Origin of the sequence: Leptospira sanjuanensis (assembly GCF_022267325.1) — a bacterium.
Taxonomy (GTDB): domain Bacteria; phylum Spirochaetota; class Leptospiria; order Leptospirales; family Leptospiraceae; genus Leptospira; species Leptospira sanjuanensis.
Genome location: NZ_JAIZBG010000001.1, coordinates 3,105,001 through 3,126,868 on the forward strand (window position 1 = coordinate 3,105,001; position 21,868 = coordinate 3,126,868).

Annotated in this window: 18 protein-coding genes and 1 pseudogene; 9 read left to right on the plus strand and 10 right to left on the minus strand. The window is 44.3% G+C overall.

Annotated features, from left to right (window positions below; genetic code table 11):
- Window positions 1–139: 139 nt before the first annotated feature.
- Window positions 140–1,507 (plus strand): 2-isopropylmalate synthase LeuA2, encoded by a 1,368-nt coding sequence (gene leuA2 / locus LFX25_RS13935; protein WP_406600502.1) that lies wholly within the window; start codon window positions 140–142, stop codon window positions 1,505–1,507.
- Window positions 1,508–1,759: 252 nt separating this feature from the next.
- Here leuA2 and LFX25_RS13940 read toward each other — a convergent pair whose 3' ends face one another.
- From LFX25_RS13940 to LFX25_RS13955, 4 genes are all read right to left on the minus strand, one after another.
- Window positions 1,760–2,398: a TetR/AcrR family transcriptional regulator gene (locus tag LFX25_RS13940; protein ID WP_238731608.1), complete on the minus strand. Its 639-nt coding sequence runs from the start codon at window positions 2,396–2,398 to the stop codon at window positions 1,760–1,762.
- Window positions 2,399–2,508: 110 nt separating this feature from the next.
- Complete coding sequence (locus LFX25_RS13945) at window positions 2,509–5,781, minus strand: efflux RND transporter permease subunit (RefSeq protein WP_238730776.1); 3,273 nt, start codon at window positions 5,779–5,781, stop codon at window positions 2,509–2,511.
- Between the two features lie 194 nt (window positions 5,782–5,975).
- Window positions 5,976–6,674, minus strand: a complete 699-nt coding sequence (locus LFX25_RS13950) for an Lcl domain-containing protein (protein ID WP_238730777.1) — start codon at window positions 6,672–6,674, stop codon at window positions 5,976–5,978.
- 18 nt (window positions 6,675–6,692) lie between these two features.
- Window positions 6,693–7,448, minus strand: coding sequence for an LIC_13076 family protein (locus LFX25_RS13955; protein ID WP_238730778.1), 756 nt, complete (start codon window positions 7,446–7,448; stop codon window positions 6,693–6,695).
- Window positions 7,449–7,646: 198 nt separating this feature from the next.
- Between LFX25_RS13955 and LFX25_RS13960 the strand changes: the two genes are divergently transcribed.
- The 4 genes from LFX25_RS13960 (at window position 7,647) to LFX25_RS13975 (ending at window position 12,102) form a co-directional block, all read left to right on the plus strand.
- The gene (locus tag LFX25_RS13960) at window positions 7,647–8,633 is read left to right on the plus strand and encodes a YheT family hydrolase (protein ID WP_238730779.1); all 987 of its coding nucleotides are present in this window, start codon (window positions 7,647–7,649) and stop codon (window positions 8,631–8,633) included.
- Window positions 8,634–8,731: 98 nt separating this feature from the next.
- Window positions 8,732–9,214: a DUF1564 family protein gene (locus LFX25_RS13965; protein WP_238730780.1), complete on the plus strand. Its 483-nt coding sequence runs from the start codon at window positions 8,732–8,734 to the stop codon at window positions 9,212–9,214.
- A 564-nt stretch (window positions 9,215–9,778) separates the two neighbouring features.
- Complete coding sequence (locus LFX25_RS13970) at window positions 9,779–10,990, plus strand: acetyl-CoA C-acetyltransferase (protein WP_238730781.1); 1,212 nt, start codon at window positions 9,779–9,781, stop codon at window positions 10,988–10,990.
- Window positions 10,991–11,175: 185 nt separating this feature from the next.
- Window positions 11,176–12,102: a hypothetical protein gene (locus LFX25_RS13975; RefSeq protein ID WP_238730782.1), complete on the plus strand. Its 927-nt coding sequence runs from the start codon at window positions 11,176–11,178 to the stop codon at window positions 12,100–12,102.
- A 194-nt stretch (window positions 12,103–12,296) separates the two neighbouring features.
- Here the strand turns inward: LFX25_RS13975 and LFX25_RS13980 are convergent, their stop codons facing one another.
- From LFX25_RS13980 to LFX25_RS13990, 3 genes are read right to left on the minus strand one after another with little or no spacing between them, the layout of a single operon-like run.
- Complete coding sequence (locus tag LFX25_RS13980) at window positions 12,297–13,457, minus strand: acyltransferase family protein (protein WP_238730783.1); 1,161 nt, start codon at window positions 13,455–13,457, stop codon at window positions 12,297–12,299.
- A 13-nt stretch (window positions 13,458–13,470) separates the two neighbouring features.
- Window positions 13,471–13,698 carry a Rho-binding antiterminator gene (locus LFX25_RS13985; RefSeq protein ID WP_238730784.1) on the minus strand — a complete coding sequence of 76 codons (228 nt, stop codon included), beginning with the start codon at window positions 13,696–13,698 and terminating at the stop codon, window positions 13,471–13,473.
- A 50-nt stretch (window positions 13,699–13,748) separates the two neighbouring features.
- The gene (locus tag LFX25_RS13990) at window positions 13,749–14,768 is read right to left on the minus strand and encodes a DUF2804 domain-containing protein (RefSeq protein WP_238731609.1); all 1,020 of its coding nucleotides are present in this window, start codon (window positions 14,766–14,768) and stop codon (window positions 13,749–13,751) included.
- Window positions 14,769–14,894: 126 nt separating this feature from the next.
- Between LFX25_RS13990 and LFX25_RS13995 the strand changes: the two genes are divergently transcribed.
- Window positions 14,895–15,779 (plus strand): LIC_13029 family protein, encoded by an 885-nt coding sequence (locus LFX25_RS13995; protein WP_118956471.1) that lies wholly within the window; start codon window positions 14,895–14,897, stop codon window positions 15,777–15,779.
- A 60-nt stretch (window positions 15,780–15,839) separates the two neighbouring features.
- On the opposite strand, the gene LFX25_RS14000 is transcribed toward LFX25_RS13995, so the two are convergent.
- The gene (locus LFX25_RS14000) at window positions 15,840–16,430 is read right to left on the minus strand and encodes a hypothetical protein (protein WP_238730785.1); all 591 of its coding nucleotides are present in this window, start codon (window positions 16,428–16,430) and stop codon (window positions 15,840–15,842) included.
- 165 nt (window positions 16,431–16,595) lie between these two features.
- On the opposite strand from LFX25_RS14000, the gene LFX25_RS14005 reads away from it, so the two are divergent.
- Window positions 16,596–17,426 carry an aldo/keto reductase gene (locus LFX25_RS14005; protein WP_238730786.1) on the plus strand — a complete coding sequence of 277 codons (831 nt, stop codon included), beginning with the start codon at window positions 16,596–16,598 and terminating at the stop codon, window positions 17,424–17,426.
- Window positions 17,427–17,435: 9 nt separating this feature from the next.
- Here the strand turns inward: LFX25_RS14005 and truD are convergent, their stop codons facing one another.
- On the minus strand, window positions 17,436–18,659 hold the full coding sequence (truD, locus tag LFX25_RS14010) for a tRNA pseudouridine(13) synthase TruD (protein ID WP_238730787.1): 1,224 nt from the start codon (window positions 18,657–18,659) through the stop codon (window positions 17,436–17,438).
- 103 nt (window positions 18,660–18,762) lie between these two features.
- Here truD and LFX25_RS14015 point away from each other — a divergent pair, with 103 nt between their 5' ends.
- Both LFX25_RS14015 and LFX25_RS14020 read left to right on the plus strand, forming a co-directional pair.
- Complete coding sequence (locus tag LFX25_RS14015) at window positions 18,763–19,212, plus strand: MarR family winged helix-turn-helix transcriptional regulator (RefSeq protein ID WP_238730788.1); 450 nt, start codon at window positions 18,763–18,765, stop codon at window positions 19,210–19,212.
- 209 nt (window positions 19,213–19,421) lie between these two features.
- Entirely contained in the window at window positions 19,422–19,868 is a 447-nt protein-coding gene (locus LFX25_RS14020) for a DoxX family protein (RefSeq protein ID WP_238730789.1), read from the plus strand.
- A 274-nt stretch (window positions 19,869–20,142) separates the two neighbouring features.
- On the opposite strand, the pseudogene LFX25_RS14025 reads toward LFX25_RS14020, so the two are convergent.
- Window positions 20,143–21,825: pseudogene (locus tag LFX25_RS14025) on the minus strand (GMC oxidoreductase); the annotation flags it as partial.
- Between the last annotated feature and the right edge of the window lie 43 nt (window positions 21,826–21,868).

The following is a 21,868-nucleotide window of genomic DNA, read 5'->3' on the forward strand; positions in this document are numbered from 1 at the left end:
ATCCTTCCGAGTCTAAATCTAACATGTTTCGCAACGTACTTCTACCGACCAGCCTTGAGCTTCTTCTCCTCCTTAGATAGGGGGAGCCGGTAGAGTTGTAAAAGAACACACGAGCCTGCTCCTCCTGGAGTGGGCTTTTTTGTTTCCGGAGAATTCTCCCCGATTCGGAAACCCACTCCTAAGCCGGCCGGTTTTAAGGAGAAAACCAATGAGACAAGATTCGGAACCGGGAAACGTAGACTTCTCCCGCGCGGTCAGCGCATCGGCAAGTTCAAAAGAAATTCAACTCGTTTCGGAAATTCTTCAGAACCCCCTTCCCAAACATCCTCCCTTTTTTATGGATGTGACTTTGAGAGACGGAAATCAAGCGTTGCGTAAACCTTGGAATCTTGATCAAAAGGAAACGATCTTCAAACAACTTCTGAAACTCGGCGTGCAAGGAATCGAAGTGGGTTTCGCTTCCTCCAACGATCAAGAGTTCGAAGCCTGCAGTCATCTTTCTTCCATCGCGCCCGATAACGTAGTCATCTCTTCTCTTTCGAGAGCCGTGGAGAAGGAGATCGAAATTTCCTGGAAGGCGATCCGTCACGCGCCGAAACCGAGACTGCATATCGTATATCCGATCTCTGCGTTTACGATTCAAAACGTGTTGAAGTTGAGTCCGGAAAAAGTTTTGGAAAGAATTTCGGAATCGGTCGCTTACGCAAAAAGTTTGGTCGGTTCGAGTGGAGAGGTTCAATTTTCCGGTGAACATTTCGGTGACGCTCTGGAGAATTTGGATTTTGCCGTCGAAGCGTTTCGCACCGCATTGAACTACGGAGCGGACGTGGTCAATCTTCCCAACACTGTGGAACGATATCGTCCTTGGTTGTTCGTTTCGATGGTGAAGGCCGTAACGAACGCGTTGCCCGAAGATACTAAAATTTCCATCCATACGCACAACGATTTGGGAATGGCGACTGCGACCACCGTGGAATCGTATTTTTCCGGCGCGGTTCAATTGGAAACCGCATTGAACGGTTTGGGTGAAAGAGCGGGAAACACGAACACTTACGAAGTCGCAATCGCGCTTCACAACTGCGGCGTGAACGTACCTTTGAATTTTTCGGCGATCTATGAAACGTCCCGTTTGGTTTCGTATCTTTCCGAAGTTCCGATTTACGAAAAAGCACCGTTGATCGGCGAAGACGTGATCTCGCATCGATCGGGGATTCATCAGGACGGAGTCGCGAAAACGAGGCACCTGCAAAAAGGCGCCTATCGCGCGTTTGACGCCGGTTTGATCGGAAGACCCGAAGGAGATCGGATCGAGTTCACGAGCCAATCGGGAAGAAGCGCGGTCTTCTGCATTCTGAAAGACGCGGGAGAAGATATCACGTTGGAACAAGCGGGAAGACTACAGCCGATTTTAAAAAAGATCTCGGAAGAATCGGGAAGAGGAGAATTGACCTTGGACGAAATTCAAGTCGAGTGGAACAAAATGAAGGCGATCCGTTCGGCAAGTTAAAACGGTCGATGAATGGCTGCGGGAGTTCCCACAAAATGCGGGAAAATCCGCTTGCATTCATGCGGTTTTTCTGATATGGAAAAAATGCCGTAGATTTGCGAACAAATTTGAACTCTACGCCTCACTCTTTAGGAATCACTCGTCACTACTTCCTTCTGTGAGAGGAGCACATTGATTTTTTTTCGAGCGGGGATCGGGCCGTCTTTCTTGAAAGTTTGTCGGAACAAGTTTAAAATCGGACTTGCTTAGAACTTACGATCGTTCCTGTCCGGATACTTTAGAAACGTCGACGTTGGCCGCGGGGCAAGAATTCATAATTCCGTAAAAAAGAATTCCGTGAATCTCGCCTTGCAGCTGCATCATCGAATACGGAGAATTTAAAAGCAGTTCCGGCGTCGCGGTCATTTCGATCGCCGAGTTGATCAGAGCCGCAAAGATCGTCGGGTTAAGATCCTTTCTGATTTCTCCCTTTTCGATTCCCTGTTTCACAAGAGCTTGAATCGATTTGGAAACCGATTCCATTCGCACTTCCTTGATGTATGCGTAGTGATCCGGAGCTTGATCTCGAATTTCCAAAATGAACTCGTTCGCGCCCGCGGGAAATTGGCTGATCTTGAAGTCGTTGATGGCCCTGATTTTTTCGTGCACCGAAAGGGAATCGTCCTCGCTGATCTGCTGCAGCTTGGAACTCATGATCGCATGTTTCAGGGAGAGAATCTCGAAAAGAAGATGATTTTTGTTTTCGAAATGTTTATATAAAGTTTTACGGGATATTTTCAGAATCCTTGCGATTTCCTCCATCTTGGTCTTCGCATAACCGTATTTTAGAAAAAGCTCAAGCGCTTTTTCCATAATCCGAAGTTTTACCTCATCCTGCTCCATCGCACTCATTCTTATCAGTTCAAACATTTTACGAAACTCTTTTTTTATATTCTAACCGAATTCGGAGCCCTTGTCGCATTAGCAAAGAATGTGAAACGACTCCGAAATCGGTTCTCTTCTTATTTAACGTCCGGGTCCGGAGAATTTCTTCTTACGAATTGATTCAACTTTTCGATGTAAGAGAAAGCCGCGGGAACTACCACCAAAGTAAGGATCGTGGAAGAGATCAATCCTCCGATGATCGCAACACCCATACTCGTTCTCTGACGGGACGCTTCGTTGAGTCCGATCGCGATCGGGAGCATTCCGGCGATCAGGGCAAAGGAAGTCATCAAAATCGGTCTTAATCTTTCTCTTCCCGCTTCGATGATCGCTTCCTTCATTTCCCTTCCCTGATCCAACAACTGATTGGTAAAGTCCACGAGAAGAATCGAGTTCTTGGTCGCGACTCCGATCAACATGATGAGCCCGATCATCGAAAAGATGTCCAATGATTTTTGCGTAAGGAACAGGGCGATAAACGCTCCGCAGAGCGCGAGAGGCAACACGAGCATAATCGCGATCGGCGTGATAAAACTTTCATAGAGAGAAGCGAGAACCATGTAGATAAAGAGAACTCCGAGTCCCATCGCGATCGCCATGGAAGTTCCCATCTCCTTAAAACTTTCCGCTTGTCCCGAATATCCGATCCGGACTCCCGGCGGAAGAGGAAGTTCGGTTTGGCTGATCTTTGCTACCTCTTCCATCGCTCCTCCCATACCTGGGCCTTTGGGATTTACGTCCGCATAAATTTCCACGGCCTTGTTCCGGTTGAGTCGATTGATCGTCGCAAGCCCCGTGGTTTCTTCCGCTTTTGCAACGTTCTGAATCGGAATCAATCGGTTGTTGAAGTTCGGCACGAAAGAATTATAAAAGTTTTCTTTGAGATCCCTTTGCGATTCTTTTAATCGAACTCGGATATCATACTCGACTCCGTTTTCACGATATACCGCCGGGGTCGTTCCTTCCACGAGAGTTCTAAGTTCGGTTCCGATCACAGTTCCCGGAACTCCGAGAAGGACTTCACGATCGCGATCCGGCACGACTCGAAACTCGGGAGCGCCCGTGCGGTAACTCGTATCGACGTCGAGAAGCGCGGGCGATTTTTGAAGTCGTTTGAATAACTTCTTCGCATAATCTTCGACGACTTCTCCCTTTTGTCCGCTTACGGTGAGAGTGAACGGTCTCTGTCCCCCGCCCACGTTATCGATATCCTTTACGATCGGATTCGCGTAAGCGAAGCCCGCAAGTTCCTTACGAAGGAAAGCTTTGAACTGAGTCGTGTTCATCGTACGGTCTTTGGAAGGAACCATCTCGACGAACATGTTCGTATTCCGGTTCGTGTTGAACATCGCGACCAGCTTGATCTCTTTGTAAGAACGGATCTTTTGATCGACTTCCTGCGCGACCTGCGCCATTTTTTCCACGGAAGTTCCCGGAGGCATGTCCAGGGTTACGGAGAATTTTCCTTCGTCCTGCGCGGGTAAGAACGTTTTCGGAATGAATTTGGTAAGAACCAAACTAACAACGAAAATCAATACCGCACTGGATAGAATGAACAACGGTCGTTTGAGCGTAAACTTCAGGATGGATGCGTATTTTTCCTCCAGCCAAGTTTGAAACACATTAAAAATACTTAATACTGAATCCAGACCCGTTTCCAACTTTCCCAGTACGGTTAAGACCGGCGAGAATATTCTCGAAAGAATTCCTTTGGAAGCGTTGTTCTGAGAGCGGATTTTGGAATACGCAATCTCTTCCAAAGCGGTCGTCTCGGCCGCTTTATTCTTCCCTTTGCCTTTCGGAGACTGAGTCGTAATTTCAGGAATCGCATCGTGTCCGTGTCCTGATTTATTTCCGTGATTCCCGATTTTTCCTCCGAAATACGCGGATAACATCGGCGCGATCGTAAGGGCATCATATAAGGAAATAAGAAGCGCGAAACATACGGTTAATCCGAATTCTCTCAAAAACTGTCCTACGACCCCGCTAATAAACGCGATCGGCATAAATACCGCGATGACTGTCATCGTCGTCGCAATTACGGCTAACGTTACTTCCTTCGTTCCTTCGATGGAAGCTTCTCTCGCGGTCTTTCCCATTTCCCTATGTCTGAAAATATTTTCGCGGACTACGATCGCGTCGTCGATGAGCAGTCCGACCGCAAGGCTGAGCGCGAGAAGAGTCATGACGTTTACGGTAAAACCGGCGATCGCCATAAGAATAAATGCCCCCAAGAGGGAGTTCGGAAGAGCAAGTCCCGTGATCAAAGTGGAACGGACGCTTCCTAAAAATAATAATACGACAATGATCGTGAGAATGATTCCGATGATGATCGTTTCCTTTACGTCGTAAATGTTGTTGTCGATCGTGATGGATGAATCGTTTGCCGCGGTGAGTTCGGGAGATCCCTTTCGTTTAGAAAGGTCTTGGTTGATTTCGGCTACCTTCTTTTTTACCGCTTGCGCGACCGCAACCGTGTTCGATCCCGACTGTTTATAGACTAAGAGAAAGACCGCCTTCTTCCCGTTAAAGTATGCTCTGGAAGTTTCATCTTCGACCGTGTCTCTTACTTCTCCCAGTTGTCCGATTTTTACCGGAACCTCGTTCCCGAACAAGGATACAGGTGTGTCTCTGATTTCCTGCGGTGATTGAAATTCGTTGATGGTTCTATAAACGAGTTCCTTATCGGTCTTACTTACTTTTCCGGCGGGAATGTTCATTCCTCCCGATGCGAGTCGATTTGATACGACGAACGCGGGAATCATGTGTTCCTTGAGTTTGTGGCGATCCAGTTCGACGTGAATCTCGCGTTTGCGTCCGCCGTAGATGTTTACGTTTCCGACGTCTTTGGTCGTAAGAAGGACTTGTTTGATTTCTTCGTTGGCAATGTCGTAGAGTTCGGCTTCCGGAAGATCGGCTCGGAGCGCGATGATTAAGATCGGTTGATCCGCGGGATCGATTCTTCGGATCACCGGTTCTTTTGCGTCATCGGGTAATTTAGGTTTAACGCTGGAGACTTTGTCGCGGACTTGTTGTTCGGCGTATTTGACATCGGTTTCTAGTGTGAACTCCACGACGACCGTTCCGACTCCTTCGTTGCAAATCGATTTGATCCGTTTTACGCCCGAGATTGTGGAGAGTTCGTCCTCGACCGGTTTTGCAACGAGGGTTTCAATTTCATTCGGTGCTGCGCCCGGATATGGAACCGTTACTGTTACGACGGGAATAGTCACGTTGGGAAATAAATCGACCCCTAGCTTGTTTAAGGAAAGATATCCCGCGACGAGAATGAGTAAAACCGTGCAGGTAATGAAGATCGGTCTTTTGATCGAGAGCGAGGCTAAATTCATTGTGAATCTCCTACCATTCTTTGGATTCGAAATTGAACTGAAGTCAAATCCGGAAACAGTATTAGTGTTTATTGTTTCCTATTCGGGAAACAATTTTTGGATCAGCTGTTTCCGTCAAGGTTTTTCTGTGATTTGAGGAATGCGCGGGGAGTTCCCGCGATTCTTGAGGGATTGCAGATGTATTAGAGCAGAATTTAGCGGGAACTCACGCAGCGGATATAACCAGCGACGACTTTGCCGGCATTAGGATTCGTAGCTCCTGTACTGAAATTCACCTTCCAGGCTACTGAGGAGCTCAATGGGTCGCTCGTACTTGACCAAAACTCAATTGGATTTCCAGTTGGAATTCCCGGAAACCATTCTTTTCTTACGGTTGGAACATCAAAGCCTGTCCCAGTTGAAGAACAAGTCTTTGAATTATCAGTCGAATTTGCCACATCCGTTCCATTGGAACAATAAACTATTCCTTTCAACTCTGCATGCGTGGGAACTCTCCATGTCATCGTCCTTCCTGAAACACTAAACGAAGCACAGGAATCAAAAGCTGGCCCGGATGTTAAAACTCCGCCCGAAGAACCGTTGCATTGGTTATCAGAAGTAGAACAATATTGCGGAGAAACGACAAATCCAGTGCATGAATCCGTAATCGCATCATATGTTTGACCGCGGGAACACCTCATCCACGTCAGACCGGTCGATGGAAAGAAAATCGTTTCACCTTGAATTACAGGATTTGACGCTGCTACTAAAAGAAAAATCAAAGGCACTGGAGAATCCTTTTCTTCATCTGGAGAAACAGCATCTTTGAAATAAGGATTCAAGTAACAGGAGTAATTGATAAAAATTATTCCGACAAGATAAGCTTTAATGAATAGGATTCTAAAATTTGTCATCGCATCAATGCCTCAACCTCAATCTTGAAATCGAACTCTTTGAACGTCAGCACGGCGAAAAACTCTTTCTTTGCCTTTATAAAACAATTTAACGCCTTCCCCATCAATTCGCGTTACCGTTCCTTTCGCTATTTCCCCGGATTTTAAAAATAAAACGGAAAGATTCTTAGAATGTTTGATCTCTTTGTTCCAAGAACTTTCCAATTCTTCGCTCAAAGAAGAATGAATCTTCTCCTGCAATTCTTCTTTCCATTGCTTTTCATTTTGCTTGATAAAATCTTCTTTCAATTTTGCCAAATCTGCTTTGGAAAGTTCTTTATCTTGCTGAAGATTCGGATTTGTTGCGGGAACTCTCGCGGAAAATGCAATATCCTTGGAATCACAGCTCTCCACTTCAACCGTCTTCCGAGTAATCGAAGCTGCAATACCCAAAACCGTACTCAGAATTCCATCCAACCAGGTCGTTTTCAGATTTACACGATACGTTTTGTTTGAATCCGGAAGGATCTCGGAAGTGTCCATTTGATTGATTGGAACCGATCCAAAAAGAACATACCACTGAGATTTTCTAATACTCGGCTTACAATTAAATGAAACATTTTCGGAAATGTTAGAATCCTTTTGAGAGGATACAGGTATCTTTGCGTTTTCACCTCCTCGGACCGAATTCAATTCGATCGTAGAACAAGAGAAAAGTAAGAATGATAACAGAACAAAATTACGACGCTCGGATAGAATCAAAATAGAATGTAAAATACCAAATGATTTCTGCACTTTTAGAATATACTCCTAATTCAAGAAATTATGCGCTGTTCGTATATTTTTAGAAAGTGTTTTGAAGGCCAGTTTTTTTCTCTCGTTCTCCAGAACTCAAAAATCAAATTATAAATAAATAAAAGCCTTTGTGAAAAAAACCGAATTCATATAACCAAAAAGACTTTGCTGGAGAATTAATTCCCTTTCACTGATCTTATGCTCAAAGAACTCAAGACCCCAAAATTCAACCCCGCGGGAATTCTGAAATCACCTTTGATTCAAACGACTTTAGCCTCGTTGGCATGGAATTTACCGGAAGAAATGCCATTTTTAGATCACGAGAAAAAAATGATTCTCGATGCCGGAAAAGGCGTAAGGTTGGAAGGAGCTTTGAGCAAACAAAAAGATACGAAACCAAAAGGATTCTTAGTTTTGTTACATGGTTGGGAGGGAAGCATCAATTCAACTTATATCTTGAGAACTTCCCATTACTTTTATGAGAAAGGATTCGATATTTTTCGTTTAAATTATAGAGATCATGGAGATACACATCATCTCAACCCCGAACCTTTTAACGGTAGCCTTATCGAAGAAACGTATGAAGCCGTTCGAAAAGCCACATACTTAGCGGAGAAGAATGTTCCAGTCTTTGTTACTGGTTTTTCTCTTGGCGGAAATTTTGCGCTTCGAATTGCGAAAGTACATTCTCAATCGGAAAAGAAATTAAATCAATTGAAAGAATTCATAGCGATTTCTCCTGCAATTCATCCTAAAGATGCAACAATGCTAATGGATAATAAGCTTATCATTGGCCGATACTTTCTTAAAAAATGGAAACAATCGATTGAGAAAAAACAAAAACATTTCCCTACAATCGTTCCGTATGACTCTATTCTCAAAGAAAAATCGGTAATGCGTATGACGGAAAGATTCGTAGAGTCGACTGAAGATTTTACCGATATAGATCATTATTTCGGAACTTATACGTTAGGAGAAAAAGAACTTTCTCAGATTTTAGTCCCGACGACAATTATTACCGCAAAAGACGATCCAATTATTCGTGGTGAATCATTTTTATCCTTACATCCGAATCGAAATGTTAGAATTTCGATTCAAAATTTTGGAGGTCATAACGGCTTTTTAGAGAACTGGAAAGGTGCTTGTTGGTATTTCCGCGTATTAGAGGAAATTTTATTGTTATAGAAGGATTGCGGGAACTACTCTTTAATTTTTATATCTATATTTTTAGAAAAATTCTACGAAACCATGCTCATTTTTATTCTTAAAAAACTGTACAGAGCATGGCAAACATTCAACACTTAACCGAAAAAGAATTCATCGCATCTTCGTTAAAGGGACCGAAAATCACATGCAGCTTTTTAATTCCTCTCGAATTGCTGAAAAAGCTTCCAAAATCTGATCAATTAAAGATCGGAAAAAATCTGGGGCAACTTCTCAGAACACATTCTAAATATATAAAAAGCAAGAAGCGTTTCAATAAGAGTGCACTAACAGTCAAATATCAAAGAAAAGGAAATTCTTTGGTGAAATTCAATTCAAGAGTATTCCCGGAAGAGTGGGCACAACTTAGTATTCTTTCCGCAATCCACGGGGTTTCCCGCTGCTTACTATATTGCCTATTAATTCAACTACATTTAACCGGCACTTTAATAAAGCCGAATCACAACTTGCAAAAAATTCAAGAAATTGTTTTACCGGCCTTCATCTGGGAAATAAATTTAAAAACGAAGATGATTCGAAGAATAATATATCATAGATTATGAATATTCTATCGATAAAACCAAAAATGTTCTCTTTAGCCTAACCGCCTCTATTAAAAATAGAGAATATTTCACTCGATGTAACATGCTTTCTTTTACATAGGATTACATCTTTAAAGGTAAAGAACGTTGCTCGACACTTTAACATAAATATGATCAGGGTTTCGCTTACAGAAGATCTTTGTTTGAAAATAATAAACCAGAATTCAATCCAGATTTCTGAAGAGTTCCCGCAAAACAGTGTATTTCTGTAAAACCTGCCGCAGGGATGTGAAGGGCTTGGTCCTTAATTCCTTTGAATCGCTTTGTTAAGCCATCACACAAGGACCGAGCGGGACTCCGCGAGCCCGTAACAAGCCCGACCCTCCTGCAAACCCTCCGAATGACGTTCGTTATCAAGAAATATGCAGGAGGGTGCGGCCCAAACCATGCCGTACCTAAGAGTTCCCACAAAAAGAATTGCAAACTCCCCTACCCCCGCAAAATGGAAACCGGAACAACCAAATTTCATTAAACAACCGTTCAATTTTATCTCCAAAAGAAAGAAATGAACATAGAGGTAACCAAATGTCAAACGCCTATGTAATCGACGCCGTAAGAACTCCTAGAGGAAAAGGGAAAAAAAGAGGAACACTCGCGAGCATCCATCCGCAGGAACTCTCCGCAGCAACCTTAAACGCAATCAAAGACAGAAACGGAATCAAGCCCGAAATCGTGGAAGAAGTAGTCATGGGATGCGTATCCCAAGTGGACGACCAAGCAGCGTGTATCGCGCGTTATGCGGTTATGTCCGCGCTCTGGCCGAACTCGGTTCCCGGCTATACCGTAAACCGTTTTTGCGGATCGGGATTACAAGCAGTCAACAACGCGGCGAACCACGTTCAATCCGGTTCCATGCAAATCGCCCTCGGTGGAGGAGTCGAATCCATGTCCCGCGTAAAAATGGGAGCGGACATGAATGGAAGAGATTTTAATGTAGGAAATCCTAATATTCAAAAACACTACAATTTGGTGCCTCAAGGAATTTCCGCGGACCTGATCGCGACAAAATTCGGAATCACACGCGAAGAAGCGGACCGTTTCGCGGAATCCTCCCAGATCAAAGCGGACAACGCGATCAAAGCCGGATATTTCAAAAAATCCATTATCCCCGTTAAAACCGAAGACGGCACGATCGTCGATACAGATGAAAACCCGAGAATCGAATCCACATTCGAGTGGCTTTCCGACTTAGCTCCTGTATTCAAGACGATCGGTGAAAAGGAACTCGACGCGATCGCACTCAAGTCTTACCCTGAAGTGGGAAAGATCAACCACATCCACACGTTAGGCAACTCGTCCGGAATCGTGGACGGGGCCGCATCGGTCCTTCTTGCTTCCGACGAAGGAATTAAAAAATACGGACTCAAGCCTCGTGCAAAAATCGTAGCGATGGCTTCAACCGGAGAGGATCCAACAATCATGCTTACCGGACCCGTATCCGCTTCCAAGAAAGCGCTCGCGATCGCGGGACTGAAACCGGAAGATATCGATATCTGGGAAATCAACGAAGCATTCGCATCTGTGGTGTTATATACTCAGAAGTCGCTTAACATTCCATTGGAAAAGATCAACGTAAACGGAGGCTCAATCTCTCTCGGACATCCCCTCGGAGCGACCGGAGCGATCCTACTAGGAACCGCGTTAGACGAACTCGAAAGAAGACAACAACGTTATGCGTTAATCACGCTTTGCATCGGCGGAGGCATGGGAATCGCCACGATCATCGAAAGAATCTAACTTTACCCGATCCGGACCGAAATTTCGGTCCGGACACTTTCCTTCTCGCTTTCATTCCCCGTTTTTTAAACTTCATTCCGTATTTTTTTAAAAAAAATAGTCAATAATTTCCGTCCTTCCCGTTATCAAATCAGATACAAAAATTTTACTAAGATTCGACTCTTTCGTAAAACGGAACTAAAACGATGGAAGATACAACTTTAGCGCAAATCATCCAGGACAAAATCAAAAAGGAAAACGAGAATTTTCAATTGCCGACTAACACGGATTTGTTCTACCATTTCCGATCCACGCTCAATCTTTCGGAAAAGAAAATCTCGAAAATCCTCGCGTTCCTCAAAGACTCCAACTGCATCTTCGTATTAAATCTCAAAAAGCAGAACCCGAACTTCTCCCTGCCGGGTTTGGATGCTTATGTCGTTGCCGATTCTTATATAGTGGAAAGCCTTTTTACAAAACATCAAAAAGAGCTTGAACTTCAATATAACGCGATGTATCGCAAATCCCTCGGATATCAACAGATTCTATCGAGAGTTCTCGACGAGATCTCAACGATTCAGAATCAATCCGTATTGGAATTATTTTCCTTCTGCATTCTTCTGGAGGACATCCGCAAAATGATGAAACTTCATCCGGAACGATACGAGGAATCGAAACGAATCGCGACACTCAAAGATATGATCCGCGATTCGGAAACCCCGCTTTCATTCAACCCCGATCGGAATTATTCTTCTTCCGAGCCGGTTTCCATCTCCACGATTTATATCGAACCTCAGACTGAGATGGACGTCGATCTTCGCGCAGAAGAACACCAATCTAAACCGAAAACAAAATGGGAATTGATGGCGGAACTTTATTCCGTTCCGTTCCTTTTGAGAATTCACTTTAGAAAAAAAGAATATTCCATTATTCAGCAGCTTCTTCTTTCCTCCAAAATCAGAACCGCCGAGGATTTGAAGATGGTTGCGGTGACTTGTTCGAACCTTCTTTCCAAAACTACTTTGGAAGCGACCCTCAGAATGGAACTGAACAACCTTCGCAACCTCGCCATGAAAAGACTTTTGGATGAGGTAAAAGCTCCTGTCTTCAACGATTTGGAACTCGTGATCTGACATACCGAGCGACTCATAAAAAAGTATAATTGCTTTTTAGATCTTTGCCGGGCGCTTCTGCTCGCAACGGCCGCAAAACAGAACTTGCCGTTTTAGTCGCAGACCTGGCTTGCTCCGCGCTTCGGCATTCGCCTTCGGTCCTCTCTGCGCGAGGACCGCTTCGCGCGCTCCGCATCCATAGCGCGGGTTTTGTTCTAAATCTTGAAGTAAATTTTCTTTCGATCCAAGTAACTTAAGATCAGCCACCATACGATCAGATTCAAAATAGCATACGACAATGAAGCGAAATACGAGTCGCTTAACAATCCGACTAAGCGTAAATAAATCCAAGTTTTAACGCTGATCGCTTTTCCGTTTTCACCGATCACAGTCCAGAGATTCAAAATTCTTGCGACGATTCCCGAAGCCACAAACACCAAAATGGCGTTTTTTCCGAACACGAGAAAAGGTTGAAACGAGATATTCAAAACGTTTTTGCCCGACTCGGATCGATTTGAAGAAAAAGTCAGAGATAAGAATTCGAAAAAACCCACGCTGAAAAACGCAAGTCCTGCGGTATAAACCGCGTAGCTCGCGGTCCATAAACTTTTATTCATAGGAAAGAACGTATCCCAGATCGACCCGACTAACGTTAACAAGGCGCCGATGCCGAAAAGAACCGCCGTCCTTTTGTTCCATGAAGTATCCTGAACGGACAAAATCAAACCGCAGAGAACGCCAAATAACGAGCTCGCAATCGACGTGATTCCGCTGAAAAATCCTTCCGGGTCCCAGGTTTTGGAAAACTTCCAAAGATGTTTTTCACCGAAGAGAATTCGATCGAACCATGCGCCGATGTCTTTTCCGGGCTCCAAGGAAACGGTCGATTCTCCCGGAGGCGCGACGTTCAACAAAATCCAAGTCGGCACGACCAAAATCGGAATCAAAGCGATTAAACTCTTCTTCCCGGGAACTATAAGATACAACGAAGCGACCGCGAAATAAACGAAACCGATTCTTTGTAAAACGCCCGGAATCCGAAGCTCGGCAAAAGACCATTCTCCGAAAAAGTTCAAAAACAATCCGAGCCCGATCAGAACAAGACTTCGAATCGATATTTTCGACCAAATCCCGCTTCGACTCATTCCATTTTTTGAATACAATGAAATTGAAATAGAAGCTCCCACCGCAAAAAGAAAAAACGGAAACACCAGATCCGTCGGAGTACATCCGTTCCACTTTGCGTGTTTGAGCGGCGAATAGATAGCGGACCAGGAGCCGGGATTGTTTACGAGAATCATTCCCGCCACGGTCATACCGCGGAACAAATCCAAAGACAGGATCCGTTTTTTGACTTGCGTTGAATTTTTTTCCAAAATGAGGCCTGATTCAAGGATTGATTTTCAGAATCTTATCCAATCGGATTTTTTCACCGTTTTCCAAAACGGCGAATTCTTCCCGATTCACGGATACGAGATCGGAAATTCTCTGTTTTTGAGTCGCGGTTGTTCCCGCATTCCCACCCTCCGAAACTTCCAAAGAAACCCTTCGTTTGGAGAGTACAATTTCCTCCAATCGATCGTAGAAGTCGCAGGAAACGGGAACGTATGCATCCATAAATTCTAATATTCTAATCCGTCACTCGACGCAAAGCGAAACGTTCCGATTCACCAAAGCGATCTGTGAAATTCTGTGAATCCGTAAACGTCCTTGAAGGAAACCTTCTTTCCCTGCGCGGATTCGAATTTGCCGGAAAACTTTCCGACGAATTGTCTGAAATACAGTTTGGTCACGATCAAATTCATCTTATCCTTTCTTTCACCTTCGGGTTTAAACTCGAGATCGACCAAACCTTCCTCATCATAAATTCGCCAGGTTTTGTAAGGATCCTTCTGCGAAAAATCGAAGATCAGCCTCGGAACTCTCGTTCGCTTCCGATCGATCCAAAACGCGTTCTCGGAAAAGAATGTTTCGTTTACGAGCGCGGCAAAGTTCGCTCCGATCGTGGTTTTGTTCGGAAGGATGGCGCTGAAAGCGGCCCAATACCAGTTCGTTTCCCTTCTTAGATAACCGCCCGACCAATCGTAGAGAATCGTTGTTTTTTTAGGATCAAAGGAAAGAGGTTTTCCGTTATACGAAAGTTCGATCGAAGACGGCGTGATCGGAGAACATTTTTCAGTGAATGTCCAATGAGTCGGTTCGGAAGGATTCACAACCCGTAACGGCGAGTGACTTTTTAATCCGAAGTCCGCGTTAAACCGAAATCGCAATTTTTTTCCTAAAAACGCTTCGACTTCGAGTTTCTTATCGGAGTGGGATTTATTCACGTTTAAAAACGAAGCCCCTTTTTTAAACCGAATTGAATATTCGTCCGGATTCGCGGGAAAATCCAATTCCTTTCCCGTATCCAAACCTTTGGCATCGAACTCGTAAAGAATCCCTTCCTTATAATGATACAAATAAGCGAAAACGTTATATACATACCCCAGACTTACGGCCGCAAATCCGATCAAGAATTCGTCCGTGATAATCCCGATATAATTGAACCGTTTAAACGCAAATCGCTTCTTTAATCCGCGGATTTCTTTTCCGAAGAAGTCAAGCAGTTGAAATTCTTTGTAATTGAATTCAACCGGACCGTCGAAAACCCCATAGTTTACTTTATTTTCGGCGCCGATAATTTTCATCTCGATCGGGTAAAATACGGGAGAAGCTTTAAAAAGCAATGTAAATATATGCGGTTCGGCAATTTCGCTTTACTTTTCCTTTTTTAAGGAAAGCATTGGCATACCAATTGTTTCATAAAGAAGCCCATGGCAGAAGCGCAAAGCCAGAACCCTCCTAAATCTTCGAATCTCGACGAATCCGATCTTAAGATTCTTAAAGCGAAAAAAACATCCCGTGAACTTTCCGTTCTGCTCTATCGCGTACTTTATAGAACGGACGAAGTCAGACAAGGTGCCGTCAAAGTCTTAAAGGAAACTTTCTTAAGGACTCATACCAATCATCCCGAACTCTTTCCGATTTTGGATCGTGCCAAATTCACAAAGGACATGATCAATCTTTACAAAGCGTCTACGACGTTGCCGCCGGATAAGTTGGAATTATTTTTCAGCGGAATACACGCTTCCTTTCAAAATGAAATCCGTTACTTGGTGGGTAAATCGGCTCAGTTTTCCTTCGACATCATTTTTCTCGTGATTGAAACGATCCTGAACGAAATGAATCTTCCCGAAAATGAAAGAACCGTGAACATGAAGGACCGAGAAACGATTCTTAAAAACTTCAAGGCCTACAACGATCTATCGAAGATCTTCAACAAGATCGGAAACACGAAGGTCGTCATCGATAAGAAGGACGATATCATTACGGAAATTTCCATTCTTCATAAGGACATCACGATCATTTCGATCGAGAGTATGTTTCGTCACATTTTGGCGCAGCTTCTTCTTTCTAAAAAGTACAACTGCGGAAGTTTGATCGAAAAATGGGCTCAGGAATACGGGATGGAGGACAACGCGCCGTCGATGAAACGCGTGATCGCGGAAGCAACCCCGTTGACCGAGTTCCGTCTTCAATTTACGAATGCGGTCAAGATCCTGAAGGACGAGAACGAATTGGATCTGATGTTTTTGAGAACTCTTGCGAACTACTATGCGTCCTGGGTAACTCAGGTTTCGGAACAAATTCCTTCTTAATCTTAGAATATTCGAATTTTCGAATATTCTAAGATTCCCCAAAAAAACTCCCGGAGTTTATCAACTCAATCGTTTGAGAGAAACGCTCAGAGAATACACCGCAACGGCAAGAACGATGTGAAAAATATCCACGTTTAAAATCGGCCCTCTGGAACCGGTTGTTCCGATCACGAGCCCCGCAAGAATAAATAGGATCGCTCCTAAAATTCCGTACAACGCGGCGACTTTTGTCCCGCCGGAATTCTTACGAATACAAACAAGAATTGCCGTAACCATCGCAAGTCCGCCTAACACGGTTGAGAGCAAAGGGAACGGAAGCAAATATCCGAAAACAACGTAGATCAGAAGCAGAACTCCTGCGATCGGATAAAGGGAATTCTTTTCCAGCTTCTTAATGCCGAGATGAAAAAATCCCACGCCGATCAACGGCACGCCCACAAAGGAAGCAAGTCCCACGGAAAAACGATACACTGGATCCAGAAGCCCGATTCCTAAAAAATGAATCGTCCCTAGTCCGGCAGAAACTCCTATCGTTAAAAATCCTAAGAAACCGGCGGTTCTAGAATACGAAGCGGAGTTTCTGATCTGAAACGCGGCCAAGATTGCAACAAGGCTTAAAATTAAATCTGAAAATACTGTACTCAATTGCATGACGGATGATGATTTCGAAGAAAACGAATTTTGCAATTCTTTCCCAAGGAAGAATCAAAAAAAGATCCGCATTCAAAACACGTCGTTCGTTTCCATCGGATGCAATTTTTATCTTTCGATTCCCCCTTTCGTTTTCAGAATCGTCCAAGTATCATAGGAAATTTTATGACAAAAAAATCTTTCGATCAATCCGTGACCCTCAACAACGGAGTCTCGATGCCGATCTTAGGACTCGGCGTTTGGAAAACGAAATCCGGCAAAGAATGCAGGGAAGCGGTTTTAAACGCGCTCGAAGCAGGTTATAGACATATCGATACTGCGAAGATTTACGGGAATGAAGAGGACGTTGGTAAGGCGATTCGCGAAAGCGGAATCCCGAGAAAAGAAATTTTCATAACGACAAAACTTTGGAACGCGGACCAAGGTTCGGATAAAACGAGAAAGGCCTTGGAAACGAGTCTCGAAACATTGGGGATCGATTTCGTCGATTTATATCTCATTCATTTTCCGGTAACTTCCAAAAGAAACGATTCTTGGAAAGAATTGGAGAAAGCGTATCACGATAAACTCTGTAAATCGATCGGAGTCAGCAATTATACGATCGCGCATCTGACGGAATTGTTAAAGGAAGCGAAAATTACTCCCGCCGTCAATCAGGTGGAGTTTCATCCCTTTTTAAATCAGGTCGTGTTGTTCGAATATTGTAAAAAACATAAGATTCAACTGGAAGCATATAGCCCGCTTGCTCACGGACAAAAAATCGAGGATCGCCGGATCGCGGACATCGCGAAACAATACGGTAGGACTCCTGCTCAAATTTTGATCCGCTGGGCCGTTGAACAGAATATCGTCGTGATTCCTAAATCCGTTAAAAAGGACAGAATCGTAGAAAACGCCCAAATTTTCGATTTTCAAATCAAAGACGAGGACATGAGGATTTTGAATTCTTTGGACGAGAATTTTAGAACTTGTTGGGATCCGTCGGAAGTCGTTTAATATTTTTATTCAAATATCGGCCCGCAGCATCAATCGTTTAACAAGCATCGTCGCATACGACCCGGAAGGAAGACGAAAGGAAATCGCAGCCTTTTTTCTTCCCGGGTTTTGTTCGTCTTCCATCGGATCTCCCAATTGAAAGTCCTCCGGCACAACGCAAACGTTCCGATCAAAGGATTTCATTTTGACCTTTGGAAACGGAGAACGGTCCAAATCCGATTCTTTCAATCGCAAATCCGCAAGAACACGCTCGATCATATCCATTTCAATTTTAGAATATTCTAATTTTTGAATTCCTGGCGCTCCGGGAACGGGTAAACTTTTAGTGGCCGAAAAAAATTCCCCGGCCGATTCTCCCCAAAAAAACAAAGGGCCGGTCTTTGTTTTGATCCAAACGCCCTCTTTCGCAACGGCAACGGAAAGTCTGGATACGAATTCGTTCCAGATAAAGGATTGTAAAGACGTAACGAGCATCAGCAATTCTTCTTCCGGAAATTGCAAAATCAAATCGGAATACGTTTTTCGTGTAAGATTTCTTTCCCGCTTTAAACCGGAGAAGATCCGATTTTCCAATTTACTTTCCGACAAATGCGCGCATTCGGACCAATTTCCCCAAGCGGTTTGCAAAAGTTTCTTACGATCGCGCGCTTGTTTTTTCTCTCCCGGATATACATCGGTCAAAAGAAGTTTCAAACAAGTTTCGGGATCGCCTTGCAAATACGGAAAAATGGGAAGTAGAAACTCCGGATGAAATCGGCTGAATCTCTGCGAATCGTAGTAATTGGGAAAACCGTTCTTTGCGATGTTGTCAAAATTTTTCCGAACCTTTTCGAACTCTTTCTCGATCAGATTTCGAAGAACCAGAACGAATCGGTTTCCAGCGTTGTCGTCGGGACTCAGAGAATGATCGCTTTTACCGACCGACTCTACCTGTAAAACCTGCGAAAGTTCGGCCGGAACCCGCAACGGTTTTTGGCAGCTGATAAATTGGGAAGTTGTCGCGTGTCGGTCCTTTTTTCCGGCGTAACCGATATCGGAAAGTGCTACCTTGGATTCCTTGGAAATTCTTAAAAGAGCGTCGAGCGTATTCCATCCGGATTTTCGAAGTCGGAAGATCGTCCACTTTCCGGCGGGTTGGACCGTATTCGGCCGAAGAATTTCCTCCACTTGAAAATCCTCCGGGTTCTGTTTGAGATCGTAGACCAAAAACCCGCTGAATGGATACTCTGACACAGCTCCAAAGTGTGGGAACTCCCCGCGCAAACAATCGGAATTAAAAAAACATTGACCGGAAAACCCGGTCTAACAGATAATAGTTCAAGTTTAAAGTATTTATATGGGAACCCACTACAAAGGCAACAGTCGAGAAACCGCGGTCTTAAACGCTTTTATTAAGCTGAGCCGTTGTTCCGACTCGATTCGTCAGTTGGAAGAAAAGGTTTTCACAAAATACGGCCTAACGACAGGGCAATTCGGTTGCCTCGAAACGCTTCATCATCTGGGTCCGATGTGCCAAAAGGAAATCGGTCAAAAGCTGTTCTCCTGCGAAGGAAACATAACCCAGATCATAGACAACCTGGAAAAACGAAAATTGGTTCAAAGGGTTCGAAGCGAAGAAGACAGACGGTATATCATTATCCATCTGACTTCGGAAGGAAGCTCGCTCGTTCAGAAAGTATTTCCTGCAATTCTCGATTCTTTGGTACATAAATTCGATCCTTTGACGGAAGCTCAACTGATCGATCTTGGTGATTTTCTCAAGGAAGTAGGTTTAAAAGCAGTATGATTTCATTTTTCAATGGTTATACTTTGAATATAAACCATTCACTATCAAAACATGAGCCACTCTGTGCCTTACGGCGCGGAGTTCCCGCAAATTCAAAATCATAAGGAAAGATCTGCAAACATACAGCTCATTCTTAATACTTTAAATTTAAATCATTCAGCATCAAAGATTCGCGAATGATAAACTTGGAATCATTTAGGAGGAAACAAATGCTTCAAAAATTTTTTAAAACAGATTCGGATCTCGGATCCCTCATTCTCAGAGTAGTTGCAGGAGTTGTAATGTTCCCGCACGGCGCACAAAAACTCTTGGGTTGGTTCGGCGGTTACGGTTTCACAGGAACTATGGGATATTTTGTCGGAACTGGAATTCCCGCACCGATCGCATTTCTCGTCATCATCGGCGAATTTTTCGGCGCAATCGGATTGATCCTTGGATTGTTCACGAGATTGTCCGCATTCGGAATCGGATTGGTGATGATCGGAGCGACGTTTCTCGTTCACTTGCCGCACGGCTTTTTCATCAACTGGGCGGGGAATCAGCAGGGAGAAGGATACGAATACCATCTTCTTTTGATCGGAATCTCGATCGTCCTTTTTATCAAAGGCGGCGGAAAAGCTTCCGTAGATTCTTTGATCGAAGAAAAACTCGACTAAGAAAGAATTTCTTCGGGAAATCCGTGGAACGAAAATCCACGGTTTTCCTTGTTCGAAGAAATAATTCCAATTTTAGAATATTCTAATTACATTATACTCTTTACTTTTTTTACTTTTTAGAGGATTTTGCTTTTGAAGTCTTTGCGGCTTTTTTCGCCAAACCCGACTTCTTCGCCTCGCCAACCTTAGTCACGGGCGCGGACTGATTTATCTTTCCTTTTTTCCCCGAGGAGTTATTTGACCTTCCGCCGTCCGCCGTCGCGTTCCTCGGAAAGGAAGAATTTTTTGCCTTTCCGAACAATCCGATCACACCCCATCTCTTTTCAAACTGGAACTGAAAGATTTCCTTTTCTTTCGGAGGGACAAAAGACATCGCCCGCTCGGACAAAGCCGCGATCGTCAGACTCGGATTGACGCCTAAATTCGCCGGGATCATGGAGCCGTCGCAGATAGTAAGATTTTGATAATCGAAAACCTTGTTCTCAAGATCGATTACCCCTTCCTCGGAAGATTCCGCTATATTACATCCGCCTAATATATGAGCGGTCGCCGGTATATCGAGCAACGCTTCGTTGATGCTGCTTCGTGCTACGCCGCCCGTGATCTGAGCGAGTCTTCTTGCAAATTCGTTCGCGATCGGTATGTAGGTTGGAATTTTTTCTCCGTTTTCCTGCGTCGAAGAAAGCGTTCGTTTAAAAGGCCAGATCCATCTTCTTTTACGCACGATCTCGATGCTGTTGTCGACGGTCTGCATAACAAGAAGAATGATCGTCCTTCTGGCAAATCCGATCGGATTGAGCAAGCTCACACTGTGGATCGGATGTTTTAAAACTTCGATCAAAAAGCGGAGTTGCCTCGGAATACTCCCTCCCCCGTCTACGAGAACTCCGGCCGCCAATCCGTTCATCGCATCGGCTCCGTCCGAATAACGCACCGGTTCGATATGCGTGTGTTCATCGGGAAACACGCTCGAAGTGATCGCGATTCCGTGCGAAAGATCCGCCTTCTTATCCTTCAGAGTGACTCCGATTAAAGACTCGCTGTTGGTTCGAACTACGTGTCCGAGACGTTTTGAAAGTTTCGGAAGAATTCCTTCTTCTTTCATTTTTAAAAGAAGTCCTAACGTTCCGAGAACTCCCGCGGAAAGAACGACCGACTTCGCTTTGTAAATTCTTCTCGGAGAACCGAAAAAAGAAGTCGTTCTTTCGGTATGCAACTCGTAACCGGCGGAACCGTCTTCGTTTAACGGAAGTAAACGGGAAACTTTCGTTTCAGGCAAAACTACCGCCCCCGCTTTTTCGGCGAAGTAAAGATAATTCTTATCGAGCGTGTTCTTCGCATTGAATCGGCAACCGACCATACAACCGCCGCAATCGTTGCAGGAATTCCTTTCCGGTCCTTCTCCGCCGAAGAACGGGTCGATTCCGCTTTTACCGAAATGAACTCCGACGGGAGTTTTGTTAAACGACTTCTCGATCCCGAAGGTCTTTGCGGTTTCCTGCATATACCGATCCGATTCCCAAATCCTCGGATTCTCCACAACGCCAAGCATCCTCTTTGCAAGCTCGTAAAAAGGAAGAATCCCCTTTTTCCCTCCCATCTTTTGAACGAGGGCTTTTTGCCAGAACGGCTCGGGCGGGACATACAACGTGTTCGCGTAAACGAGACTTCCGCCTCCGACTCCTGCGCCGCTCAATACCATCACGTCATTCAGAAAATTGATTCTCTGAATTCCGAAGCAGAACAATTTCGGGAACCATAGGAACTTGCGGAGATTCCAATTCGTCTTCGGAAATTCGGAGCTGTTCCAGCGTTTGCCCGATTCCAATACGGCCACCTTATACCCTTTCTGCGAAAGGCGAAGAGCGGAAACGCTTCCACCGAAGCCCGAGCCGACGACGATATAGTCATAATCATAAATAATTTCTTTCTTTTCCGAAGCCGATTCCGTTTTCATTTTCAGTCCTGTCGAAGTTTTAACGGATTAGGTTTTTTTATTT